We start from the raw sequence: 21,929 nt of genomic DNA, 5'->3' as shown, positions 1-21,929 counted from the left end.
TGCAATGCGGTAAATAGCTGGCCAAATCAAATAGCAAATCACATAAAATTCACAGTATATTTCAAAGTCAAAAGGCTTAGAGATGCCAATATCTCTAAGCTTTTTTATATTTTATTTTTTTCACGAAATCACCTGAAAGTTGTAAAAGTTCATTAGATGCTAAAGCGAGTTTGATAAATAGTAAGCCCGAAATATAAAAAAATAGCGCACCTTTACGGTACGCACGACGAATAGCCAGCCATCTGATATTTTTTTCGGATAGTTGGCTATTTTGCACATGTGGCTTGGATATTTTCTGACCAAGGCATGTAGTTATGTAAAAGATCCGACTGCTGGTGAATTGGTAAAGTTGGCAGCTCTGTTAGTAGCTTGACTAAATATTGATAAAAATCGATACCATTTGCTTTTACTGTTTCAGCTAAACTTAGACAAATAGCGTTCGCTTTTGCACCTGCTTCGCTTACAGAGAACAGCCAATTTTTGCGACCGATTACGTTGGGACGAATCGCATTTTCAGCAAGATTATTATCGATTTCTAAATGGCCATCATCAAGAAATGCTTTTAATCCTTCTGCTCGGCTCAACGTATATTCAGCTGCTTTCGCCAACGCATTTTTACCGAAGAACGGTGAGCGATCAATCCAAGCGAAAAATTCATCTACGATGGGCTTCGATTTTTCTTGTCTTATTTGTTGGCGCTCTTCTGGCGAAAGGTGTTTAATTTTACGCTCAATCTGATACAACCGGTCGCAGTAATCGACGCCTATTCGCCCGTTTTTACTATCAGCTTTTAACCAATAACGCCTCGTGTGCGCCCAGCAGTTGGCGAACTGCACGTCAGGTAAATGACCGTAAGCTGAATAGCCATCGCAAATCACCGTTCCTTTGAACCCGGCTATCAAATCTTCTAATACAGCTCGACTTCTAGATAAGGCGCTTTTGAAAAGGACAATGATAGGACCTTGACTTGGTACGCTACGACATACCCAGTTATAAGCGTTCGATTGACCGGATTTTCCGTCGGAACGATTAATGATTTGCGCATAGGTTTCGTCCACATGGAGCACTGACTTGGCTGTTAGTACTTGCTTCATCAAATCATAAATTGGTTGAAGCCAATCTTCGGCAGCGCGAATAACCCAGTTAGATAGGTTCTTATCATTTGTAAGTAGACCATATCGTTCCCATTCTTTCACCTGGCGGTAAAGAGGCAAGTACTGAATAAACTTATCGTAGATAAGTTTAGCCAAAACAGTTGGTCCTGCAATGCTACGTTGAATGGCAGTTTGCGGTGCTTTCCCACGCTTGATTTGTGCTTTTTGAGTGGTATCTTTTTTGCACACCGTGCACTCATAGGCATGCTCGATATGTTGCACACGCTTCATTGTAGCTGGAATGAATTTTGCTTCTTCACGTGCTATTGTTGTACCTACTTCTGTCATTTGATGAAGACAACAATCACATAGCGTATTAGCTGGATGATGGTGAATTTCTTCTATCTCAATATTGTTGCTAAATGAATCGTTTCTCTTTTTCTTTGATACTTTACGGACAACGGTATAGCTAACTGTTTCTGTGCTTTGTTCTTCTGTCTGCTCAGAATCGTTAAAAGACGGATCGTCTTCAAATAAAGAGCCTTGACCGTCTGGTACTTAATACTTTGATTTTTCTGATTTAGAACCATATAAAGCTTTGGTTAATTGACGAATTTGTTCGGTTAATGCCTCGTTCTGTTTTAAGGCCTTATCGAGTTTTTCCGAAAGCCTATTGTTTTGTTGATTGGAATTGGTCAATTGCGTTTCAAGAAGCTGAATTAATTTTTCATATTGTGCCCCATTATTTGAAGAAACATTAACCATTCGTCTCACCACTTTTCGCCCGTTTTCGTTACTTATAGTATACCATTTGGGACAAAAAAAATGAAGCTAAAAACGGCTGTAAATCAATGTTTTGATAGATTTAGAACGCCCCTTTCAGTGATGATTTTATTGCTTTTGGCTGCTGAATGGATAATCCTTCTAGGAGCCAGCGAACCTCCTTTTGTGAAAGATTGCGTACTTCGTTTTCATCCTTGGGCCATTGTAGTTTGCCGTTATCCAAACGCTTATAAAGCATGGCGAAGCCATCACCATCAAAGTATAAACATTTGTAACGATCTTTACTCCATCCAGAGAATAAGAAAATGGAATCGCCGTATGGATCCAGTTTGAATGTATCTTGAATCAGTGTGGCAAGGCCATCAATTCCTTTACGCATATCGGTTTTTCCACAAATAATGTAAATGTTTTTGACATTTGTATAATCGTGCTTCACGTATGTTTCAACTCCCTCATAATGGTTCGAATTACGTACTCATCTACGCCGCTATGAAGGGAGATTTCAACGTTTGCCATTTTGATTGTGCAAATGCTAGTTAAAGATTCTTTTGGAGAAGTGGGTGGTAAATCCTTTTTACTTTCGGTATGAAGTGTGACGGGGACGATGGTTAATTTTTGTTGTGGCATAGAAAAAGCACCTCCTTTGATTGATATAAGTATCATACCAAGTGGTGCCATATGTTTGAAATGCGTGGTTTGAATGGGGGCTTACTGTTAAAACAAGATATTATAAATTCAATATTTGAATTTGCAAAAAAAAAAAGGTCGAACAACGAAAATTATCATAATTCTTTGGAATTAGAGTATCAAAGAAACAAACGGCGTGTAACAAATCCTTCCCCAAAGGAAGTAAAAGTACCTGTACACTGGAAAGTCGATAGAAAGCACAATCCTTATTATGTGTTAAAGCATTACAAGAAAATAGGTACCTCGATATTTAACAAGCTAATTAATGGTGAATATAAAACACACCAACCTTATATAAACTATGTTGATAAAAAAGGTGGTGGAAAAAGAGAAGTATATATATTCCAAATACCGGATGAAGCGGTATCCAATTATTTTTATAAAAAACTATTAAGTAAAAACAAACATAGATTTAGCTCGTTCTCGTATGCCTACAGAAATGACAGAAATGTACATTATGCGATAAATGATATTGGACTTGATATAAAATTAAGCCCCAGAACATTTGTAGCCGAATTCGATTTCAAAGATTTTTTTGGGTCGATTAATCACGATTATTTATTTGATCAATTCAATCAAAATGGTTTTTTAATAAGTGAATTTGAAAAAGGTATTATTAAGTTATTCTTAGTAAATATGGTAAAGGGAAAAGGTATACCCCAAGGAACATCCTTATCACTTTTTCTAGCAAATATGGCATGCTGGAAGTTGGACAAAAAATTAGAAAAAGAAGGTTTAAGATTTGCAAGATACGCAGATGATACAATTATTTGGGCAGATGACTATGGAAAGATAACTAAATCATTTGAAATAATTAATATGTTTTCTACAGAGGCAGGGGTTAAAATTAACGCTCTTAAATCTGATGGAATTAGTATCTTATCTAAAAAGAAGGAATGCCTTCCGAGCTAGCTTCTTACAAGCATTATGTAGAATTTTTGGGGTATAAGCTTTCGAATGAACATATCAGTATTAAACCTTCCTCTGTTAATAAGATAAAAAAACAAATAAGCTATATTCTTTATAGAAACTTAATTCAACCATTAAATGGGGAAACTCTTAAATCGGTCATGATTCCAGGAAATGACGAAGATAGGGACTTTGTAACTGCTATAATGCAAATTCGTCGTTATTTATACGGTAATCTAAATGAGAGAATGCTTAGAAATTATCTTAATGGATCTTATAAAAGATTAAGATTTAAAGGTATTATGAGTTTTTACCCATTGTTAGATGATGAAGACCAGCTAAGGTACTTAGATAAATGGCTTATCTCTACAATTCTAAATACGCTAAAAAAAAAGAAAAAAACTTCTACTTAAGTGGGGGCACTTAAGGGATGATCAATTCCCGTTTAATGTTAACTGTAATGATTTGATACAAGAATGCAAGAGTAGAAGAATTAAAGGCAAAAAAGGAATAATGGAAATACCGAGTTTCTTAAGAATATATCAAGCAATAAGAATGAATGTCATTACCGTTGGGATTGAAAGGACAATGAATCCAGATTCTAATTCCTACGATTATTAATAACTATTTTCACATCTAAGGAGCAGTAAAAATTTTGTTGACCGGCTATTTTTGATAACGATTAAAGGATACATATTTAGAAGATGCAGCACAGAATGCGTATGATAAACTTTAATCATTTGTTTTTAATTCCAAAGAAGATGTGTACGGATTATCAAATAAACTAAAGCAATTGCTACTCTTATTATCAGAAGTGGAGAAAAAGTTTAATATGAGTTCTGGTCACCAAACTGGTCACACACTAAAAAAAACATTAAAATATACGAGGAAATGAAATAACATTAAACAATCCCCAAACCCTTGATATCAGTAGGTTTGGGGATACCTTGAGAAATTAGCGGTAACTTACAAATGTGAATTGACAGGGTGGGGGTCGCTGGTTCGAGCCCAGTCAGAATCATACCAAATGATGAGCTATAAACCTTGATACTATAAGGTTTATAGCTTTTTTAATATCTTTTCATCATCATTGGTAGAGTGCTCTGGCAGTTTCAATCCTGTATGCGTTACTGTTAAAGAAGCTATAGATCTGTTCCATGGCATCTATAAAGATGGCCTAGAGGCGTTGCAACAAGCATTCTTAGATTGACCGATAGAAATCGATTTAGAAAGAAAGGTTACTTGACTTGAGAAAAATCTAAATCTTTAACATATCGTCTTTTATTTAAGTAAATCTAGAGATATCAAAGCAGCCAAGCGCTTTTAAAAAAAAGCCTTGGCTGTTACATGTTTCGGGTACAACAGCTGTTTTACAGATTTCCTTATATGCATTAGGGGGCAGCTTTATGTGTAAAGTCAAATAAAAGATAAGAAATTTTAGTTCAGTCGGTAGATTGAAACCAGCATTTAACAGTTGACTAAATGAACTGTAAAGTTTAAAGTTACAGTATGTTGTTGGAAATAAATTTGCCATCGCTTGTAAAATTTAGTTAAACAAATGCCTTATCGTGAAGTTAAAGTAATTTTATTGAAGTAGAATTGTAAATCAAATAATATTAATAAAATATGAATAGTTCAGCTGAGAATAAAATAAATATTGTTGAATAGATAATAGTACGTGTTTTTGATTGTGAACTGTAACTTTTTTTAATACATTTAAATACCCCATTCTTGAAACAGTCTGGCAGTGTACATTTGACAAAAAATATTAAAGGAGCGTGTAAAAATATGGTAACTCTATTTACGACCCCAAGCTGTGGTTCATGCCGGAAAGCAAAAGCCTGGCTCGAGGAACATCATATTGATTATATTGAAAGAAACATAGTAGCAAGTCCTATTACTGTTGATGAACTTAAATCGATTCTTCGATTAACAGAAGATGGGGCTACCGAAATTATTTCGACTAAATCCAAAACTTTTCAGGAATTAAATATAAATATTGAGGAACTTTTGCTTAATGAATTCTATAATTTAATAATCGAGTACCCTCTAATGTTACGTCGGCCAATTATCCTAGACGAAAAAAGATTACAGGTTGGTTATAACGAGGATGAAATTCGTAAATTTTTGCCTCGTAGGATTCGAACATTTTTGAGCATTGAATTGCAAAAAATGGTTAATTAATAAGTAATATACTTTGAGGTAAATTTTTTTGAAAGGAGGAAGAAGGAGATGATTGAAGTATTTGTTACAGTTAAATATAAAAATAGTAATTATCATACAAATGTCATTGTGAGTAAAGAGACGATGTGGCCAAAAATTAGACAGTTGGCAGAAGAACAAGTTAAGAAACAATGGAATCTTTAAAAGTTTATTTTCAGACTTAAAAGCAAAGATAAAGATAAAAAGGTTTTTTGAATCAAATTATTCAAAAGTAATTAAATACAGCCTGAGCATAGGTGAGCTAGAATGAGATATAAAGGAATTTATTTCTTCATTAAGAATAATTCATATATATCTTAACGTTTAACAACCTATCTGTAATATTTACTGCTACAGTATGTTATTATATAAGAAAAAGTACTTTTCAACGTATAAAGTGATTAGCAATTTATATCTTAGGAGGAAAACCATGAACAGCGATTTTACACTTGCCATTCACAGCTTAACTTTTCTAGCTTTACAGCCAGACCGCATGTCAACAAGTAATGCTATATCAGAAAGTGCATGTGTTCACCCAGTACGCATTCGCAAAGTGCTAAGTTTGTTAAAAAAGCACAAGTTTATACAATCAAAAGAGGGGACTGGCGGCGGGTTTATTTTTGTTTTGGATTTAAGTGAAGTTAATCTCTGGGATATTTATAAGATAACCTCAGAGGGTGCTTTGCAACCTAAGTGTCCTGAAGCAAATAATCAGTGTATTGTGGGTTCGAATATGCAAAAAGTCCTGTTTACTATTTTCTGCGGTGCTGAAGAACATCTAGGGGAATATTTAAAGAACTATACATTGAAAGAGGTTGTTGATCTTATCAATCAAGAACGGTAAGCGGCTTGATTGTAATAATTCCGAGAAGTTCTTATTGCTTAAATGTAACGAAAAATATTACAGTTTTATTTGGTTTGTATGCCTTGCATGCTGTCACTAAAATTTCTTAATAAAATTCAACTAAAATCATTTTTTAGAAGGTGGAAAAGTATGATGTCAAATAATAATCCCGTTTTAAATATAGGAGATTGGGTTCGAGGAAAATCAAGTGAGGGTGAATTAATAATTGGTTACATTGAATCACTTGATACTATAAGGGGAGTAGTTAAGGTAACCGTTGTTAAATGTGATAACAAAGACACGATAACCAAAACCATTTCAATTTTAAGTAAACACGTTAAAAAACTACCTGATTCAAAGGCAATAAACAAGGAACAAATCCGTTTTCTAATAGACTTGGCAATATTAACAGGAGATGAAGAGTGGTTTATGGCGCTTTCTTCAAAATTAAACTCGATGAAACAGCTCGTTGATGGAATGCTGTGAAATCTTTCAATAAATATAATCTCTTTCGGTATTTTTAGTTACGGAAAAAATCAATGGTATGGTTAATTTTGTCTGCACTAGGATTTGATTTTGTTTAAGGTCATTAATAAAAGGAGCAATGAAAATGGCTATTACTAATTAGGATCCAGAAATATATGTCGAATTTATTAAAGAAGGTTTTACAATTTTTCTTTAGTTGTATTTATCTTAATAATGTTTATAAACGGTTTTTATTTAAATGACTTCTCCTTAGTTTTGATAATACTTAAAAATATGCAATACAGAGTAAATACCTGCTTTTAAAGTGGGTATTTTTTTTTGAAAATAGTTAAATCTACCATAATTGGGGGGATTTATTGAAAAAGAAAAACTTAAACGCCTAACTGTTCACGCTTAATACATACGATTTCAGAAATTGTGCAAGTAATTAGCTGTTATTTGATTTACTTATTAGGGTAATCCGTTTATGATTGCTCTTCCGTCCTTAGGACAAACTGTTTTTTAAGAGCAAATTCAAATGTTAAGAATTCTTAAGGATTTTTGCTCCTTTTTCTTCAGATTTGGATTTTAAAGTATGATTATAAATTAAAATCCATGGAGTGATTAAAAATGAAGCGATGGTTATTTTTATTTCAATATATAGTTAATCCAAGAACAGTAGGTGCAATACTTCCTAGTTCAAGGTTTCTTGGAAGTAAAATGGTAGAAAGAATCAATTTTAAGAATGTTAAATATATTGTCGAGTATGGACCAGGAACAGGTGTATTCACGGAAAAGTTGCTTGAAAAACGAAATCCACAGACCATTATTTTATTAGTGGAAAACAATAAAGAATTCTATTTATTGTTGAAAGAAAAATTTAAAGAAGAAAAGAATTTATTCATTGTAAATGGATCTGCTGAAAATATTGGTAAGTACTTAAAGGACTATCGTATTCCTTATGCGGACTATGTTATTTCTGGTCTTCCTTTTGCAAGCTTGCCAAAAAACGTTTCCATAAAAATTTTAATAAATACCGCGAAAATCTTAAAAAAGGATGGAGAATTCATTACTTTCCAATACACTAAACTTAAGAAAGCGTTTATTGAACAGTTTTTTACTAAAATTGATGTGAAAAGAGAAATTAGAAATTTGCCGCCAGCATATGTCTTTAACTGTTCTAATCCACAAAATAATTGGGAGGGATAAAATGGAGTCTAAAATTCTTATTGTTGATGACGACAAAGATATTAGAAATCTTATTTCCGTTTATTTGGAAAATGAAGGTATGTACACTCAAAAGGTAGAGGATGCTATTGAAGCTTTAAAACTATTGGAAGAAAAAGAGTTTGACCTCATTATATTGGATATCATGATGCCCAACATGGATGGCATTGAAGCGTGTATGAAGATTAGGCAAGAACGAAATATGCCTATTATCATGCTTTCTGCAAAATCGGAAGATATAGATAAAATACAGGGGCTAGCTTCTGGTGCCGACGATTATTTATCAAAACCATTTAACCCATTAGAATTAATTGCCAGGGTAAAATCCCAATTAAGAAGATATAAAAAATACAATACAGAAACAATCAACACCAAAAATGTCATTGAAATTGGTGATTTGACCATAAATACAGATACTCGACAAGTGTGGGTTCGGGGGAAGGAAGTAAGGCTTACTCCAAAAGAATTTGAGATACTTGAACTTCTTTCCAGAAATAAAGGAATTGTTCTTAGTGTCGAAAAAATATATGAAACAGTATGGAAGGAAGACTTTTTTAAATCTGACAATACAGTGATGGTCCACATTACAAAAATTAGAGACAAAATAGAAGAGGATCCTAAACATCCCATTTATATCAAAACAGTATGGGGAACAGGATATAAAATATGAAGAGATTTGGAAATAAGTTAATAGTAAAGCTTCTTGTTGCGATAGCAATTAGTTTTGTTGTTTCATTATGTATGATGACCTTGATTACTTTTTTTTACGTGTATCTGAGTAAGAAAAATGAAGCGACAGAACATAGTTTACTTATTAGTTATTTATTAATGTTACTTCAGTATTCGGTTGGCATCTTTACTTTTATTGTAGTTTTTTTGTTAATGGTTCGGAAAAAAATAGTATATTTGAAACGCATTTCTGAAAGTGTTCACCAAATTGCAAATGGAAAACTTGGCTTGGCCATTAAACTTGAGAGTAGGGATGAATTGACTCAGCTTGCACAAAATATCAATTACATGTCCAATCAGTTAGAGAATAAGTTTGAACATGAAAGACAATTGGAGAGGGCAAAAAATGAACTTATTACAAATGTTTCCCACGATTTAAGGACGCCATTAACATCCATTATCGGATATTTGGATTTATTAAAAAAAGAACAATACGCAAGTAAAGAACAATATCAGGAATACCTTGAAACTATTTATTCAAAATCGAAAAGATTGAAATACTTAATTGACGAACTATTTGAATATACTCATTTATCGAGCCCAGATGTTTTGTTAAACCTAAATGAAGTAGACTTATCAGGTTTATTAGAACAAATAGTTGGAGAGTACATTCCAATTTTTGAAAATGAACAATTAAGTATTCAAAAGTCAATAACAGAGGAAAATGTACCTGTTTTTATGGATATTGAAATGATGGTTCGTGTGTATGATAATCTCTTTATGAATGCGATAAAATACAGTATGAAACCATCTGAAATACAAATAAGTCTTGACATATTTAGCAGCAAAGCAATTTTGAAAGTATCAAATAGAGCAAAAAAGCCTCCTGTAGAGGAAGTGAATAAATTGTTTGAAAGGTTTTTCAGAGGGGATAAAGCAAGAAAAGATAATCAAGGATCCGGACTTGGACTTGCGATCTCCAAAAGAATTGTTGAACTTCATAATGGTAGTATTCATGCGGAATATAAAGAAGGTTGGATGAGCTTTATTATTGAACATCCAATACATTTATAATGGCTTGTGGGATTAAAAGTTCTATAAGCTTTTTTTCTTAATAAAAAAACTTAAGAATCCTTAAGAATTTTATGGAGTGTTTCTTCATTCTCATTGCTTATCATGAATGTATGGAAAGCGAGGAGAGTGAAGAAATTGAAAAAGAAAATTTTCATTGTAGCTATATGGATTATAGCATTATATATATTTAAGCAATTTCATTTACTGTCACTGGATATGAGTGTGTTAAAAGAATTTATATCTGGAAATAGCAAGTATGCAATGTTGCTATTTATTGCTCTGTGGATAGTGAGGCTGTTTATGTTGATACCAGGTGCAACTCTAATGTTTTTAGGGGGAATATGCTTCAATCCATTACTTGGTTTTATATTATCAATGGTTGGCATGGTTTTAAGTGAAACCTTAGTTTATATTTTCTCAAGAGTTTTTTCCAGTGAAAGAATCAATCAGTATTTAGAGAGTAAATATCCACAATTAAAAACTTTATTGGAGACTTACAGTTATAAGTTTTTAGCACTGGGAATCATTTGTCCAATAGCACCATCAGATGCAATATGTTTTTTGGCTGCAGCAGTTGGGTTAAAATATTCTACTTACATTTTAACCATCATTATTTCGAATATCCCTTTAATGATATTATATAGCATTATTGAAATCAGCCTTAGTGAGTCTTTAGTGGGTATAGTCTTAATTATCATATCGTTTGTTTTGATTGCAATTGTATCTATAAAAATTTGGAACAATCTTAAGCAGATGCAAAAAATATAGCTGCAATAGTGTTAATGCAATAACACAGCTGCAGGGACGGGATGCATGGAGGTTCTGAAAGAATAAGAAAACAAGGGAAATTGACAATATTCACATTTTGCATGGATAATATTATAGAAGAAAAAAGAGAACGTAATAAAAAACTACTGGAGAGAAAACGTCATGGCTATTCATTTTATTAAATTAACTGACCCTAATACTAGTGTTGTAGAAGTATTCAATAAATGGGAAAACGACCCAGCCTTAAAGGTGTTAACTCGTCCTAACAAAAATAAATCCGAATTGGAACGTCAAGAAAAAATAACCGTGGATGACTTATCAAAACGCTTGGAAAACCAACATATTTTCCTAATTTATCTGGACGACCAATTGATAGGTGAAATGAATTACATGGTTGATCCGAGCCACCTCTACAAAAAAGAGCCTGGGACTGCTTGGTTAGGTATTACAATTGGTGAGTCCATAGGACGAGGGAAAGGTATAGGCTATGCAGCCATTCAATATTTGGAGGAGCAAATAAAGGAAAGCGGAATGAAACGTATTGAATTAGGTGTATTTGAATTTAATATCCAAGCGCAGAAGCTTTATCAGAAGCTGGGCTACAAGGAAATTGGCAGGATCGAAGACTTTACATTTTGGCAGGGCAAAATGTGGAATGATATTCGGATGGAGAAGTTTGTATAAAATCAAAAATGCCTCGGTGAATTATCTTAAAAATAATAAATTATGTTAAACAATCAGTATACTCAGTGTTTAAAGAAGGAAAAATAAAGAATTACGTAAAGCTGTCATTATTTAATTTTTTGGACCCGCTTATTGTTGTTGTCTTTTATATCAATTAATTTGCAGATTCTGATTGTTTGTCCTTGTAAGGGGTTCTGCATCAAAACGCGAATAGTGGACGTGTTTTGATACAGAATCCCCTTATTGTAATATGTGGGCATATAATTTGAAAAGTAATCCAAAAAAAATACAAGTCTCCTGTACTTAAATCATACTTTGCACAGGGGCTTGTATGAAAATCAGAAATGCTAAGTAAAATTCATTTATCAACGATATGGCTTTTCGGAAGTGTTTGTACGAAAACATCTATAAACATTGGAATCCACGTCCTATTCTTATTAATGTTTATCTTTTTCATTTGCCACCCTTTGTTGTACTAAATCAGTTATCGATTTATTCAGTCGTATCAAATACTCCTCGAATTGTTTGCAGTCGTTTTCTGGCCAATTAGCCAATAGATCACGATAAAGTTCTTTACGTGCTATTCTGACTTCATGAAATATTTCATGTCCAATGGGAGTAACCTCAAGCAGGCTGATTCGACCATCTTTTGGATCTGGAATGCGGCGAATATATCCTTTGGATACTAAAGCAGCGGCCTGTCTGCTCACTGTTGAATTATCCAATTGAAATTTGTCCGCTAAATCGTTAATTCCCATCGGTCCACTCTCCTCCAGCTCCGTTAATAAGCGAAAAGCGGAACGATCTAGCTGACCTATTTTTTCATCTTTTCTTCTTGCAAATTCTATATGTAAGACAAGCTCACTTATTGCGGATTGAATATTATCAAATGTATCTTTTTCCATATTATTAACCTCTCACATAGTCAATTTTGTCCCTTCAAGATTAATCAAGGTTTCACTTTCATTATAATATGTTTTTTTATTTTTTCTAATAAATCCTACACTTGACTGTAACAAAAAAAGGTGTATAATGCAAATAGTTGTATGTTGAAAGTAGTTGTATTATACAATTGTTGTATTATGCAATATATTTTTTATTTACTATTTCCTTAATTAATATATATCAAGAGAGGTGTTTGCATTGTCAAATCAAATACATGCGGATCAAGTTCCAATGGAACCGCGTCGAAAAAAAGGCAGTTTTCGTCAACCGAAGGCAACTTGGGCGGTAGCCTTTGCTTGTGTGGTTGCGTTTATGGGCCTTGGCTTAGTTGATCCGATATTGACGTCCATTGCAAAAGAATTGCATGCAACAGCCAGTCAGGTTGAACTGCTATTTACAAGTTACATGCTTGTAACAGCTGTCATGATGCTGATTACTGGTGCAGTGTCAAGCCGTATCGGTCCAAAAAAGACATTGCTTTTCGGACTTTTAATCATTGTGATTTTTGCAGTATTAGCGGGATTATCTAGTACTGTTACGCAAATTATTTGGTTCCGCGGCGGATGGGGCTTAGGAAATGCGTTATTCATCGCAACTGCCTTGGCAGTAATTGTAAGTGTCTCCATAGGCGGTACTGCAAAAGCAGTTATCATTTATGAAGCATCGATTGGTCTTGGATTATCCGTTGGTCCATTACTCGGCGGATGGCTTGGAGGAATTACTTGGCGTGCGCCATTCTATGGAGTAGCGATATTGATGGCCATTGGATTCTTAGCTATTTTATTCTTACTGCCGAACATTGCAAAACCAAAACAAAAAAGTTCCATTCTTGATCCAATTCGTGCATTGCGTTTTCCGGGTCTACTATCAATGGCTTTTACAGCTTTCTTTTATAATTATGGTTTTTACACATTATTTGCATATACGCCGTTTGTATTAAATATGAGTGCCATGAATCTCGGCTTTATATTTTTCGGCTGGGGTATTGCTTTTGCCATCTTTTCTGTTTTTGTTGCACCACGAGTTGAAAAAAGGTTTAATTTGCGTCGAATCATGTATCTAATGCTATTCCTTATCGCATTAGACCTACTCGTAATGGGCTTAACAGTGGCTTCCGGCAATCCGACCATTCATGTTTTGGGTATGAACTGGTCTGCGCAAGCCATGATTATTGTGGCGGTCATTATAGCAGGAATTTTTATGGGAATTAACGGTACATTAGTCACAACGGCTGTTATGGAAGTTGCACCGGTAGAACGTTCTGTAGCTTCTGCTGCATATAGTTTTGTCCGTTTCTTAGGGGGAGCAATCGCACCATTTTTGGCTGGAAAGCTCGCAGAATGGTTTAGCCCAAGCGTTTCATTTTACGTTGGAGCAATTGTAATGGCTGTTGCTATTATTGCACTTTTTTGCGGAAGAAAATATGTTGGTGCAAAGGAAGCAGCCCACACAACTAATGAAAAAATGGATTCAAGTGCACAAGTTGCTGATGAGTTGGAAGCAGCAGCGGGTATTGAAACGGTTAGTCAACCAACCACTAACAGTTATGCTGAAAATAATGCCGATTTTGATTTCCGCAAGGCTATCCAAGAAATCCAACGGGGAACGTTCCGTTCAAGTGGTCACAGGGAAAATGGGGACGGAATTATGAATGATCAAGAATTCCGCGAAGCTCTTCGTGCATTTATGCAAAATGAAAAAATAGCAAATGCAGACGAACCTATGGATGATAAAGTTTTTCGTGCTGCTCTTCGGGAGATGCAGAAAAACTCTTACAAATAAATTTAACGGAGGAGAAACAACAATGAAAATTTATGTCGTATTTGACAGTGAAAATGGACATACAGAAGCATTAGCAGAAGCCATTTCCGAAGGAGCTCGAGGTGTTGATGGAGCAGAAGTTTTTATAAACCATGTAAGTAATGCAAACGTTAGAGACCTTGAGGATATGGATGCTATTATTTGGGGATGCCCCGGTCACTTTGGCACCATAAGTGCAGGATTAAAAGCTTGGATTGATAAATTAGGTTATCTTTGGGCTCATGGAAAATTAGTAGGAAAAGTAGGTGCATGTTTCTGTACAACTGCCACTACTCATGGAGGAATCGAGGCTACAATGCTAAATCTGATTACTCCAATGCTTCATCAAGGAATGATAGTCGTTGGTTTACCTGGGAATATTCCTGAAAATGCGGTCTATGGTTCCTATTACGGAGTTGGTATTTCATGCCCTGTTGATGAATCAGACGGCATACTTACAAAAAATGATATAGCTTTAGGAAAGGCTCTAGGAAAACGAGTAGGAGAAATAACTAAAAAGCTTGTTGGGGCGCAGTCACCTGTGGTGCGATAAAAACTTAATTAATCCCATGATGAAGGTATGAGAGGAAGGATAGATATGTATAATAAAATTTTAGTAGCATTTGATGGCTCAGCTGCTTCTGCGCGTGCCCTTCACCATGCAGCAAAATTAGGGAAAACCGTCGGAACGGAAAAACTGACGATTTTACATGTGAATAGAGAGATTCCAATGCCGGAACCAGCTCTAAATATCGATTTGGATCAACTGTTAGATGAGGAAAATCAGGAAATATTAACTCCGGCAATCCAATTCCTTTCAGAATCTAACGTTAATTATGAGGTTCATACATTTCATGGCGAACCGGCTCATGTGATTATCAACTATGCTTCAGAACATCATTACGACGTCATTGTGATGGGAAGTAGAGGAAAGGGACTAATCAAGGAAGCACTATTAGGCAGTGTAAGTAATAAAGTGGCACATTCCGCGCATTGCCCTGTACTTATTGTAAAATAACTATTAATGAGCCAATGGAGAGTGCAGAAAACGGCACTCTCCATTTTTTTACCCTTTACAATAAACTATTATTTTCTAACTTACATATCCAGTTGTAATACAATAACAATATCAATAGTAATATTGGGTCCACGATAGCTGATAGCCAGAGCTTCCACCAACCGCCATGAAAGTATCCCCAAGGTACGGAATTAATGTTACAGCCTCATATAATAAAATGAATCCCACAAAAATGACAAAATAACCTCTAATATTTTCTGGTTCTCCAGTTAGAACTAAATCACCCATTGGAGTTTTTTGAAGTGCTTGAACAAATGTCCAAAAAATCATTTGATATTAAGAAAAGAGACTATAAATCTGTTAGAATAAGGAAATCGTTTCCCCAGTGCGGATAGATTTTCTGATATTCATAACAACTGATAATGCTTTTTTTGCTTCATTTGGACCAATAATAGGTGGGGTGTTGTTGATAATCGAGTGAATAAAATGTTGAATTTCAGCCTGTATGGGTTCAATAGGAGGGACTTTAATGGTTTCGATGGAATTTTCAATTTCGTTAAAGGTTTGTAAATCGGAAGCTGTTTTTTTATAGATTTGCAGTTCTCTAGTAATGTAATTTGCAGTAATTACACGTTGTTTTTCTGTAATAGACAATGTTCTTAAAGATTCTGTTGAAACCCGATTCGCGATAAGATTGGCTATGACTCCATTTTGAAATGTTAATAGGACATGTACGATATCCAGGTGTGTTTGATTATTATCGGAGAATGATCCCTTTGCAGTAATGCTCCGTAAATCACTTTTCACCAAATTCAAAATAATGTCTATGTCATGAATCATCAAATCAAGTACGACATCAACATCAAGATTTCGTTCTGTTTCGGAAAGTCTTCTTGCTTCTATACTTATAATGTTTGAATCATCTATGGAATTATTAATAATTTCAATAACTGGATTAAACCTTTCGATATGTCCAACTTGAATTATGCAGTTATTATTCTTACTGTTTAAGGCGATTAGCTTTTCGGCTTCTTCCAATGTATTTACAAAAGGCTTTTCAATTAAAATATGTTTACCACTCTTAATAGCTTTTTCAGCATATTGATAATGAAATGTTGTTGGAACAGCGATAATGACAGCATCAACTGCAGAAAGCATTTCGATGTATGAGGAAAAAGGAGTAACGCCATAGGAGACTGCTACTTCTTTACATTTATCTGAATCAATATCATAAACTCCAATAAATTGACTACTTTTTAATAAATTGACTACTTTGCAATGATTTCTTCCCATGTGGCCAACCCCAGCAATACCAATTTTAACTTGCCTCAAAAATTCTCACCTCTCATTATCAATGATATACATTTCTTTTTAGCAATTCTAAAATTCCGAATAACATTTTAATAATCATACATGATTAAGTGCAATGTATTTAATTCAATTTGCTCAATAGTTGAGTATTCCTTAAGCACGAAATTCTCACACGATTTTAAATCATTTTATTCGAACTATTTATGATGGAAACGCTGTAAGTCCAATTGTGTTTGAAAATGTGTTAATACATAATTACACTGGCAATTTATTAAGCACATTTATCAAATCATTACTCTTATGTTCTTTTTTTAGCATTTTTTCGAAGAATAATAATCATTTATTTTTTGATCCAGTTGTTTAATGAGTGCTTGTTCTTTCCGTACATCAATATTCCGGTAATGATGTAAATTTCCGGGCTGTTTGTCCTTTTCATCTGCTAAAGTTATAACTTTTTGTAATGGAGTTAATTCAATTTCCCCTTTTGGAAGCGCTGATTCTGTATGAAATAAAATAGCATGTGCAATTTCTTTTGCTGCATATTTGTCTTCCCCTAAACGAACCAATAATTTGTGTGCTCTCTCGGCGCCTTTTATCGGGTGGATATCATAATCTCGATAAAGTTTATAATCCCATTTTCCATTTCTATACCATTCATAATGTCCAATATCATGTAAAAATCCCGCTTTAGCTGCCCAATCAGGTCGAACGCTGTATTTCTTTGCGAGATGAAAAGAATGGTAGGCTACGGAAATAGCGTGAGCCATACCTGAACGTCGAATATATTTTTGTGAAATAGGATGATTATAGATATCTATTAAAGTAACCAACTATTATTCCTCCTTTAAAACTAGTAATTAAGGCTAAATTATCGATATATTATCATCTCTGCATACGAAAATCAATTCCATATATTAAGAAAAAATTGTTCTTGTACAGCAGTTTAAAATAGGTTACCATTATAGAGGTAACCTGTAAAGAAAGGAGTTAGAATATGGATAAACGTGTATACTTATTAACCATTGTTTCGTTTGTTGTAGGAATGGTTGAATTAATTATTGGTGGTATCTTGGATTTAATCTCAAAAGATTTACATGTAAGTTTAGGAAAAACAGGATTTCTGATCACCATATTTTCACTCGTATATGCAATTGCAGCACCCGTGTTATTAACCCTCACATCGAAAATAGAACGGAAGCGTTTAACGATTGCAGCACTATTTGTATTTTTAATAGGGAACGTTTCAGCTTTTATTAGCTCGTCCTATAGTATGTTATTAATTGCACGGATCATTTCTGCAGCAAGTGGATCTTTGCTTGTAGTATTATGTGTAACAATCGCTTCCAATATTGTTACTGAAAGATATCGTGCTCGTGCAATCGGGGTAGTATTTATGGGAATAAGTGCTTCCCTTGTATTGGGAGTTCCAATTGGGTTGATTTTAGGAAATGCTTACGGATGGCGAGCTCCGTTCATTTTAATTTCCGTGTTAACCGTGCTATCTATGGCAGGGGTGTATTTCTTTATGGGGAAAGTAGAGCCAAAATCTTCTATCCCAATCAGAAAGCAATTACGGACGCTAAAAAATAGAAAAATACTTTTTGCCCAATTAACTTCATTTTTATTTTTAGCAGGTCATTTAACATTGTATGGATATTTTACTCCATTCCTGAAAACGACTTTAGGTTTGAATGGAACATGGGTTAGTATGGTCTATTTAATTTTTGGTATTGCAGCAGTCGTTGGAGGAGGATTAGGGGGATGGCTTGCAGATCGATTTGATCTTAAACTAACGATTATTGGTGTAATTATTATCTTTGGCATATCTATTATTTTGATACCTTATACAACATTTGCTTTTCCGTTGTTTCTAGTAGTAATGATCATCTGGAGCATGCTAAGCTGGGCGATTACTCCAGCTATGCAAAGTTATCTCATAGAGCTTGCGCCTGAAACTTCTGAGATCCAGCAAAGTTTAAATAATTCGGCTCTTCATTTTGGGATTGCATTTGGTTCTTTGGTAGGTGGAATGGTAATTGAACAAACAACAGTGGAGCACAATGCAACCATAGGTGGTGTGTTTATCATTTTTGCCTTAGGAACAGCGGTGATCTCTATGGTTAAAGGTAAAAGTGCATCCAATGTAACCATTGAAGTCGCGAATAAAACCAAATAAATTTCTTTTTAAAATTCAACCAAGGAGGTGAACCCATTACAATTAGACTTGCTTTAATTTGTAATGGTAAATTCATGAGTGTTCATATAAATGCTAAACAAGGTGACATTGCAGAAAATATTCTATTACCTGGTGATCCTTTACGTGCAAAATATATTGCAGAAACCTTTTTAGAGGATGTCATATGCTATAACAATGTCCGAGGAATGTTAGGATTTACAGGTGTATATAATGGAAAGCGTGTTTCCGTACAAGGTACAGGAATGGGTATCCCATCCATCTCCATTTATGTTAATGAGTTAATTCAGAGCTATGGTGTGAAAAATTTAATTCGTGTCGGAACATGCGGTGCTATTCAAGAAGATGTTCAAGTCCGAGATGTAATCTTAGCAATGAGTGCATGTACCGATTCTAATGTGAATCGTGTTACATTTCCTGGTATTGATTTTGCTCCATGCGCAAATTTTGATTTATTAAAAAAGGCATACGAAGCAGGATTAAAAAAAGGTTTACACTTAAGAATGGGAAATGTCTTTACAGCAGACGCATTTTATCGAGATAGTATGGAGATAGTAAAAAAATTAGCGTCATATGGAGTTCTCGGTGTGGAAATGGAAACAACAGCATTGTATACACTGGCTGCAAAATTTAAAGTAAATGCATTATCTATTTTGACGGTGAGTGACCACATCTTCACTGGAGAAGAAACGACTGCAGAAGAAAGGCAAACCACCTTTAATGACATGATTCTCATTGCACTGCAAGCAGCAACAGAAGAATAACGATTAAAAACGAATATTAAGCTGAATCAAAAATCTTTTGAATAAGATTTTGATTCAGCTTTTTTAATTATTATTTTAGTACCGTAGTTTCATTAGAATATTTCTTATTTCCTCATCATTCATCAATAGGTCAAAATGTTTTTCATTGATTTTTGCCAGTGCAACATCATGATAGAAGAATTCAGTAAAGACTTTGATAAATGGTTTAGACATTGTTTTTAGTGCTTGCCACGATTGATTTTCCATCCCTGCAAAGATGACTTCTTTATCATCAATAATAATTAGGCGAAATCTTTCTAGCGTTTGATGTTCAACAGCAGGAATTAGAGTGTGTATATGGGATAAATTTGTTTCCAAATTACCTACTACAAGTACTTCCACTTCGACACCATTTTCTTCTTTATCTTGTAAGATAGGCAAATATTCAATTATGTCATCTTTCCAACCTGAAATGAGAATAGATTTTTTTGCTTCTTGAACAAGTTGGTTACTTTGAGCACGAATTGATGATTCCATTTTTAAGCTCCAAACATGTTCATCGTAAAAAGTTCTTTTGTATGTATTATTTTCTAATTGTTTCACATTATCTTGAAATTCGGATGTAAGTTTGTTGATAACAAGCGGTAATGGAAGTGCAGTATATAGTTTTTTCTTTTCGGATATAGAATCCAGCACCATTCCTTTTTCAATTAGTCGTGAGATTACTTCATATATTTTTGCTTTTGGAACCCCAGAATATTTAACAATATTAGTAGCATCCATAGGATCCTCACTAGAGGCAAGAACTTCGAATACTTGACTTTCGTATTGCGAAAAACCGAATTTTTGTAGCATATTTCCTCCTAAATAATTGTATATAATAAGACTTTTGCATTTATTGTATCTACTAACCATAATAAAACAAAAAATAAGCTAATTCCATTAAACAAATGATTTGAAAGTCAGGGCAAAGGGTTAATCATAATATGAATTACATATTATTTCCATGTGAGAGTAATCGTTTCAAGGAAACTACTAGACAAAAATTATTTTGCAATTAGCTTTCCGAAATAATTTATAAAGGGTAAATTAAGATTATAAACGATTGGGAACGTTCCCTAAAATGGATAAAAGAATGGGTGATGATGAGGAAAGTATCCATAAAAGATATAGCAAGGGGGCAAATTAATATGTTTATTGAAGAACGATTAGCAAAATGGGTGGACTCATATGAAAGAAATGGCTATTTGCATGGTTCCATTTTAGTAGCATCACATGGAAATATTCTTTTAAACAAAGGGTTTGGTATGGCAAACTGGGAGCATAAGGTACCTAATAAACCTACAACAAAATTCCGTATTGGCTCTCTTACAAAAGCATTTACAGCACTTGGAATCTTTCAATTGCATGAGAAAGGGAAATTAAGTATTAACGATTATCTTGATAAGTACTTTCCTGATTTTCCGCACCATAATCAAATAACTATCTTTCACTGTTTAACCAATACGTCAGGAATTCCCAATTACACTAGCTTTCCAGATTTTTGGTTCACAACTATGCGATTACCCATGACATTACAGCAAGTGATTGACTCGTTTAAAAATCTTGAATTAAACTTTGTACCGGGAAGCAGATTTGAATACTCCAATTCTGGGTACGCATTATTGACGGCAATTATTGAAAAGGTTTCGGGTATGAGTTATGGGGATTACATACTAGAAAAAATATGCCGACCTCTTGGTATGTATCAAACAGGGTGTGATGATGGAAAAAAGATTGTTCCAGACCTAGCCTCTGGATACACCTTCTGGGAAAAACCAGTACATGCAGCTTATGCCGATTTAACTTCCCCTCTAGGTGCATACGGTCTATACTCCACTACAGAGGACTTACTCCTTTGGGACCAGGCGTTAAAATCATCTCAGCTCCTTAACAAGGAATTGATGGAGAAAATGTTAACGCCGAATCTTCAATCATATGCTTGCGGCTGGGTGGTTTCTGAAAAAATGGGCAGAAAATGTTTCCATCATTATGGAGACATTAGCGGATATTGCAGTGAATTTTTTAGATTTGTAGATGATGAAATTACGATTATTTTCTTAAGTAATATGAACGTTACTCCGGTATCCCATTTAACAAATGAAATGGCAAAGCTTATGTTTGAAGAAGAGGCATCGCTTCCGGTTCCAGCTGTACCGATCAACTTTACTAATAAGAAAGGGTTGGAAGGGAAATATTTTATAGAAGATGATCGAAATCTCCTGTTCGATATTTCTATTAAAGATGGAAAACTTTATTTAACGATGTCCAAAATGTACGGTGTATTATATAAATTTAAACTTTTACCTGTATTTTCTGAATTAACCAAAACGATCTTTATGACTGAAATGATCAATGAAATGCTTATTTTTCATACTTCCGTAACTGGTGAGATAGAATACGTAGAGTATACTGATTATTATGGAAATAAATATAACCTTATAAAGGGAAATAGTATTGATTTGAAGTAATA

Annotated in this window: 22 protein-coding genes and 3 pseudogenes; 18 read left to right on the top strand and 7 right to left on the bottom strand. The window is 34.2% G+C overall.

Going from position 1 to position 21,929, the window contains the following annotated elements; all coding sequences use genetic code 11:
• Nucleotides 1-266: 266 nt before the first annotated feature.
• From tnpC to NSQ59_RS18295, 3 genes and pseudogenes are all read right to left on the bottom strand, one after another.
• Nucleotides 267-1,859 (bottom strand): annotated as a pseudogene (gene tnpC, locus NSQ59_RS18310) (IS66 family transposase).
• Between the two features lie 100 nt (nt 1,860-1,959).
• Nucleotides 1,960-2,313, bottom strand: coding sequence for an IS66 family insertion sequence element accessory protein TnpB (gene tnpB, locus NSQ59_RS18300; protein ID WP_143252667.1), 354 nt, complete (start codon nt 2,311-2,313; stop codon nt 1,960-1,962).
• Nucleotides 2,310-2,504 (bottom strand): hypothetical protein, encoded by a 195-nt coding sequence (locus tag NSQ59_RS18295; protein ID WP_055740709.1) that lies wholly within the window; start codon nt 2,502-2,504, stop codon nt 2,310-2,312. Before NSQ59_RS18295 ends, tnpB begins: the two co-directional genes overlap by 4 nt.
• 51 nt (nt 2,505-2,555) lie before the next feature.
• Between NSQ59_RS18295 and NSQ59_RS18290 the strand changes: the two genes are divergently transcribed.
• From NSQ59_RS18290 to NSQ59_RS18235, 12 genes and pseudogenes are all read left to right on the top strand, one after another.
• Nucleotides 2,556-3,476: a reverse transcriptase domain-containing protein gene (locus NSQ59_RS18290; protein ID WP_200915595.1), complete on the top strand. Its 921-nt coding sequence runs from the start codon at nt 2,556-2,558 to the stop codon at nt 3,474-3,476.
• Nucleotides 3,461-3,886, top strand: a complete 426-nt coding sequence (locus tag NSQ59_RS18285) for a hypothetical protein (protein ID WP_200915593.1) — start codon at nt 3,461-3,463, stop codon at nt 3,884-3,886. Before NSQ59_RS18290 ends, NSQ59_RS18285 begins: the two co-directional genes overlap by 16 nt.
• Nucleotides 3,887-4,554: 668 nt before the next feature.
• Nucleotides 4,555-4,683, top strand: a pseudogene (locus tag NSQ59_RS18280) (SRPBCC family protein); the annotation flags it as partial.
• 578 nt (nt 4,684-5,261) lie between these two features.
• Nucleotides 5,262-5,657 carry a transcriptional regulator SpxA gene (gene spxA, locus NSQ59_RS18275; RefSeq protein ID WP_055740708.1) on the top strand — a complete coding sequence of 132 codons (396 nt, stop codon included), beginning with the start codon at nt 5,262-5,264 and terminating at the stop codon, nt 5,655-5,657.
• 48 nt (nt 5,658-5,705) lie between these two features.
• Complete coding sequence (locus NSQ59_RS18270) at nt 5,706-5,840, top strand: BA3454 family stress response protein (RefSeq protein WP_055740707.1); 135 nt, start codon at nt 5,706-5,708, stop codon at nt 5,838-5,840.
• A 265-nt stretch (nt 5,841-6,105) separates the two neighbouring features.
• A complete protein-coding gene (locus NSQ59_RS18265; protein WP_055740706.1) occupies nt 6,106-6,519 on the top strand; it encodes an RrF2 family transcriptional regulator in 414 nt (137 codons plus the stop codon).
• Between the two features lie 153 nt (nt 6,520-6,672).
• A complete protein-coding gene (locus NSQ59_RS18260) occupies nt 6,673-7,005 on the top strand; it encodes an IDEAL domain-containing protein (RefSeq protein ID WP_055741267.1) in 333 nt (110 codons plus the stop codon).
• Nucleotides 7,006-7,614: 609 nt separating this feature from the next.
• Nucleotides 7,615-8,193 carry a class I SAM-dependent methyltransferase gene (locus NSQ59_RS18255; protein WP_055740705.1) on the top strand — a complete coding sequence of 193 codons (579 nt, stop codon included), beginning with the start codon at nt 7,615-7,617 and terminating at the stop codon, nt 8,191-8,193.
• 1 nt (nt 8,194) lies between these two features.
• Nucleotides 8,195-8,881: a response regulator transcription factor gene (locus NSQ59_RS18250; protein ID WP_340832381.1), complete on the top strand. Its 687-nt coding sequence runs from the start codon at nt 8,195-8,197 to the stop codon at nt 8,879-8,881.
• Nucleotides 8,878-9,954, top strand: coding sequence for a HAMP domain-containing sensor histidine kinase (locus tag NSQ59_RS18245; RefSeq protein ID WP_055740703.1), 1,077 nt, complete (start codon nt 8,878-8,880; stop codon nt 9,952-9,954). Before NSQ59_RS18250 ends, NSQ59_RS18245 begins: the two co-directional genes overlap by 4 nt.
• A gap of 135 nt (nt 9,955-10,089) precedes the next feature.
• Entirely contained in the window at nt 10,090-10,722 is a 633-nt protein-coding gene (locus tag NSQ59_RS18240; RefSeq protein ID WP_055740702.1) for a TVP38/TMEM64 family protein, read from the top strand.
• A 162-nt stretch (nt 10,723-10,884) separates the two neighbouring features.
• Nucleotides 10,885-11,406, top strand: coding sequence for a GNAT family N-acetyltransferase (locus NSQ59_RS18235; RefSeq protein WP_055740701.1), 522 nt, complete (start codon nt 10,885-10,887; stop codon nt 11,404-11,406).
• Between the two features lie 437 nt (nt 11,407-11,843).
• On the opposite strand, the gene NSQ59_RS18230 is transcribed toward NSQ59_RS18235, so the two are convergent.
• Complete coding sequence (locus NSQ59_RS18230; protein ID WP_055740700.1) at nt 11,844-12,311, bottom strand: MarR family winged helix-turn-helix transcriptional regulator; 468 nt, start codon at nt 12,309-12,311, stop codon at nt 11,844-11,846.
• A 238-nt stretch (nt 12,312-12,549) separates the two neighbouring features.
• Between NSQ59_RS18230 and NSQ59_RS18225 the strand changes: the two are divergent.
• From NSQ59_RS18225 to NSQ59_RS18215, 3 genes and pseudogenes are all read left to right on the top strand, one after another.
• A pseudogene (locus tag NSQ59_RS18225) lies at nt 12,550-13,779 on the top strand (MFS transporter); the annotation flags it as partial.
• Nucleotides 13,780-14,155: 376 nt separating this feature from the next.
• Nucleotides 14,156-14,704: an NAD(P)H-dependent oxidoreductase gene (locus tag NSQ59_RS18220; protein WP_340832379.1), complete on the top strand. Its 549-nt coding sequence runs from the start codon at nt 14,156-14,158 to the stop codon at nt 14,702-14,704.
• A gap of 45 nt (nt 14,705-14,749) precedes the next feature.
• Nucleotides 14,750-15,169: a universal stress protein gene (locus NSQ59_RS18215; RefSeq protein ID WP_055740698.1), complete on the top strand. Its 420-nt coding sequence runs from the start codon at nt 14,750-14,752 to the stop codon at nt 15,167-15,169.
• 360 nt (nt 15,170-15,529) lie between these two features.
• Here the strand turns inward: NSQ59_RS18215 and NSQ59_RS18210 are convergent, their stop codons facing one another.
• Together NSQ59_RS18210 and NSQ59_RS18205 are read right to left on the bottom strand one after the other, a co-directional pair.
• Entirely contained in the window at nt 15,530-16,501 is a 972-nt protein-coding gene (locus tag NSQ59_RS18210; protein WP_055740696.1) for a Gfo/Idh/MocA family protein, read from the bottom strand.
• A 290-nt stretch (nt 16,502-16,791) separates the two neighbouring features.
• On the bottom strand, nt 16,792-17,310 hold the full coding sequence (locus NSQ59_RS18205; RefSeq protein ID WP_321198703.1) for an HD domain-containing protein: 519 nt from the start codon (nt 17,308-17,310) through the stop codon (nt 16,792-16,794).
• Nucleotides 17,311-17,474: 164 nt separating this feature from the next.
• On the opposite strand from NSQ59_RS18205, the gene NSQ59_RS18200 reads away from it, so the two are divergent.
• A complete protein-coding gene (locus tag NSQ59_RS18200; protein ID WP_340832378.1) occupies nt 17,475-18,656 on the top strand; it encodes an MFS transporter in 1,182 nt (393 codons plus the stop codon).
• 74 nt (nt 18,657-18,730) lie between these two features.
• Complete coding sequence (gene deoD, locus NSQ59_RS18195; protein ID WP_340832377.1) at nt 18,731-19,438, top strand: purine-nucleoside phosphorylase; 708 nt, start codon at nt 18,731-18,733, stop codon at nt 19,436-19,438.
• A gap of 75 nt (nt 19,439-19,513) precedes the next feature.
• Here deoD and NSQ59_RS18190 read toward each other — a convergent pair whose 3' ends face one another.
• A complete protein-coding gene (locus tag NSQ59_RS18190) occupies nt 19,514-20,272 on the bottom strand; it encodes a TrmB family transcriptional regulator (RefSeq protein WP_055740692.1) in 759 nt (252 codons plus the stop codon).
• A 290-nt stretch (nt 20,273-20,562) separates the two neighbouring features.
• Between NSQ59_RS18190 and NSQ59_RS18185 the strand changes: the two genes are divergently transcribed.
• Nucleotides 20,563-21,927, top strand: a complete 1,365-nt coding sequence (locus tag NSQ59_RS18185; protein WP_340832376.1) for a serine hydrolase domain-containing protein — start codon at nt 20,563-20,565, stop codon at nt 21,925-21,927.
• Nucleotides 21,928-21,929 lie beyond the last annotated feature (2 nt).

It is taken from the genome of Margalitia sp. FSL K6-0131, from assembly GCF_038008735.1.
GTDB lineage: Bacteria > Bacillota > Bacilli > Bacillales > Bacillaceae_C > Margalitia > Margalitia shackletonii.
The sequence above is the reverse complement of the archived record's forward strand: the minus strand, read 5'-3'. Positions and strand labels throughout refer to the sequence as shown.